At 62.9% G+C, this 2,811-nt stretch carries 5 protein-coding genes and 1 pseudogene; 1 reads left to right on the forward strand and 5 read right to left on the reverse strand.

What is annotated here, in order from left to right:
- The 4 genes from EN781_RS30145 to EN781_RS30160 all read right to left on the reverse strand — a co-directional run.
- Positions 1-101: virulence factor (locus EN781_RS30145; protein WP_189347937.1), on the reverse strand; the 101-nt coding region annotated here is incomplete at its 3' end.
- A gap of 136 nt (positions 102-237) precedes the next feature.
- A complete protein-coding gene (locus EN781_RS30150; RefSeq protein WP_126054097.1) occupies positions 238-1,020 on the reverse strand; it encodes a formyl transferase in 783 nt (260 codons plus the stop codon).
- A gap of 133 nt (positions 1,021-1,153) precedes the next feature.
- The gene (locus EN781_RS30155; protein ID WP_126054098.1) at positions 1,154-1,732 is read right to left on the reverse strand and encodes a DUF4893 domain-containing protein; all 579 of its coding nucleotides are present in this window, start codon (positions 1,730-1,732) and stop codon (positions 1,154-1,156) included.
- A gap of 25 nt (positions 1,733-1,757) precedes the next feature.
- Positions 1,758-2,387 (reverse strand): DUF1638 domain-containing protein, encoded by a 630-nt coding sequence (locus EN781_RS30160; RefSeq protein WP_126054099.1) that lies wholly within the window; start codon positions 2,385-2,387, stop codon positions 1,758-1,760.
- Between the two features lie 64 nt (positions 2,388-2,451).
- On the opposite strand from EN781_RS30160, the gene EN781_RS30165 reads away from it, so the two are divergent.
- The gene (locus EN781_RS30165; protein WP_126054100.1) at positions 2,452-2,592 is read left to right on the forward strand and encodes an entericidin A/B family lipoprotein; all 141 of its coding nucleotides are present in this window, start codon (positions 2,452-2,454) and stop codon (positions 2,590-2,592) included.
- Between the two features lie 84 nt (positions 2,593-2,676).
- Here the strand turns inward: EN781_RS30165 and EN781_RS35595 are convergent.
- Positions 2,677-2,811, reverse strand: a pseudogene (locus tag EN781_RS35595) (cobalamin-binding protein); the annotation flags it as partial.

The following is a 2,811-nucleotide window of genomic DNA, read 5'->3' on the forward strand; positions in this document are numbered from 1 at the left end:
GTGAAGCGCAGCGGCAGTTCGCGCTTGGCGTTCTGCCGGCCCTTCCTGACGATGACCTGGGCGGGGATGTCGCGCCAGTAGACGACGATCAGATCGGCCATAAATTTCTCACTCCTCGAAGCTGCGAGCATTGCCGCATGCGCATTGGGGCCGCTTGTTATGGGACGACGCGCGCGCATTCAAAAGCGACGCTATTGGAGGTCGCAAAAAGAAAGGTGAAATAGAGTGGCCGGCCGGCTACCAGATGCGCTTCGTCAAGCCGGTCCAAAGGTAGTACCAGATCGTCGGATGGTACCACTGTTTCGAGGGCAGGCCGGGATCGAATGTGGCGAGCTTGTCCGCCAGGGCGTCACCGACCGCTGCGACGCAGATGTCGCGCGAGAACGCCGCCTGCCGCAGCGCGTAGCTTGAGATGGTGTCGCCCGGTTCAGGCTTGCCGCGGGCCTGCCTCAGCACGCCGCCGGTGTCGACGCCGGCATCGACCAGATGCACGGTGGTGCCGAAATTGCCCGTGTCGCCCGAGGCCAGCGCCCAGTAGCCGCCGTTCATGCCCCGATATTTGGGTGAGATGCCGGCATGATAGTTGAGCACCGGGCATGGCATCTTCGCCAGCGTCTGCCTCGACAACAGCCGGCAGCCGGCAAGTAGCACTACGCCTGGCTTGATGTCCGCGATCGCCTGAAGGGACTCTGGCGCGTTGGCCGAGGGGACGTCGATTCTGGTCTGGCCGGGCCGGGGTTCGGTCTCCAGTTTCTGCTCGGCGATCAATCGTGCCGCATGGCCGGAAAACAAGCGTTTGCCGAGCCGCGTCAGCACCATAGTGCCGAGTTGCCCGATGGCCGAGATCCAGCCTTGACGCCGAGCCCGGCCGAGAAGCAATTGCTTTTTGGATTCAGGTGTTTCGACGATGACGCTGACAGGACCCAGCCGGTCGGCGATGGCGTTGACGATCGCCCAGATGTGCGGACCGCCCTCGGTGACGACGACGATCGGTCGTGGATCTGCCATTGGCGCTGCCATGGTTCGTGCCGCCCCTAGGGAACACCTGGTGTCGGAGCGCCCGGCGCGCCCGGATGGGAGCGGCCTGCGCAAACGCGCGGCATGCTAGGCTGGCCGGGTTAATCCTTGGTGACGGCCCGATCGGCGGAAGGAATCAGCGCTTGAATTCCATGATGTCGAGCTTCGATTCGTAGTAGGGCGCCGGGAATTCAATGCGCCATTCGCTGGCGCTGTTGCGGAAGGCATAGCCGACCTGGTCGCTTTGCGGGCCGCTGCCATAGGGCTTGGCCGGATCTTCGTTGACGGTGAAGGAGCCGAGATAGATGGCGCGTTTTTCGCTGTCGTCGAAGAAGCGGCCCTTGGTGCGCTGCGAGCCGCTTACCTTTTCCAGCCTCCAGCCGGAGCCGTCATCGCTCACCTTGCATTTGAACCAGCCGTAGATGACGAGCGGGCTCAAGCCGCCGGCCTTGATGGTGCGGCACTTCCAGTTGCCGGTTAGGTCCTTGTCTGAGAAAGCGACCAGCGGCTTGGCGAGCAGGCTATCCAACTGCTTGACCTCGGCCGGATCGCCGGCCTTCGCCTCTTCGAGGGCCGCCTTGCGCGTCTCGCCATATTTGCCGAGCCGCGCCTTGTCGGCGGCGGTGATCAGCTTCTGCACCTCCCCATCGGCGTGAGCCGGCACGATCAGGCAGACACCCAGACTCACAGACAGAAGCAAAGCCCGGAAACGCATCGAATTCCCCCTCTTGACTAGCAGGTCAGCCGAAAGCGGCGGCTTCGGCCAGTTCCGTCGTCAGATCGCCATAGCCGGTCGGGCGGCGTTCATAGGCAAGTCCCAGCAGAGCTGCCGCCTTCTCGGCGACCTTGTCGAGTTCCGGGTCGTCGGTCTGGGCGATATAGACCAGCTTCTTGTAATTGCCGAAATAGTCCTTGATCAGCTCCGGATGCTTGTCGAGGCCCAGCGGCTTCATGAAGAAGGCATCGAACTGGCGGCAGAGGAAATCGGTCATGTAGAACGACATCATGTCGTCGTCGGCGACCTTCGCGTAGGCGTCCATGCCCTGGTAGAAGGCGAAGCAGTGCGGGCCGGCCATGCGCTCGACGCCGTGCTTCTCGCAGATGCGATCGAGCATGCCGCCGGTGCCGCAGTCGGCATAGCCGACGAAGATGTGCCGGTAGCCCTCGGCCTTGGCCTTTTCGATCGCGTTGTCCATGGCCGGCGGGATGCGGTCGGGATAGAAATGGAACTCCGCCGGCAGGCAGGTCAGGTCGAGATGATCGAGCCCGAGCTGCTGCTTGACGGCCAGAACTTCGCGCGCAATCATCCCGCAGGCGATGACGAGCAGCCTTTCGCCTTGATCGGGTTGCGCTTTTCGCACGGCACTCATAGAACCAGCCAAACCGACTTGGTTGCGTTATCTTCGAATCTACAGAACGAGGGAGACACCGTCCATGAAACTGTCGCGCCTTGGCCCCGTCGCCATTCTTGCCTGCGCGCTCGCCCTTTCGGCCTGCGCCAATACGATCCGCGGGGTCGGCAAGGACGTCAAATCGACCGCCAATGCCGTCGAGGACACGGTCAAGAATCCCTAATCCACGGTCTTCCAGAATCTGGGAACAAAAAAGCCGCGCTGCAAGGCGCGGCTTTTTTCATTGGTCGTTGCCAAGCGGCTGGGCTCAGGCCGAAGCCCGCACATTGTGCTTGCGCTTCATGAAGTCCTTGGCGGTCTCGACCGCGACCGCCGCGTCGCGGCAGTAGGCGTCGGCGCCGACAGCCTTGCCGAACTCCTCGTTGAGCGGCGCGCCGCCGAC

Source organism: Mesorhizobium sp. M4A.F.Ca.ET.090.04.2.1, from assembly GCF_003999085.1.
Taxonomy (GTDB): domain Bacteria; phylum Pseudomonadota; class Alphaproteobacteria; order Rhizobiales; family Rhizobiaceae; genus Mesorhizobium.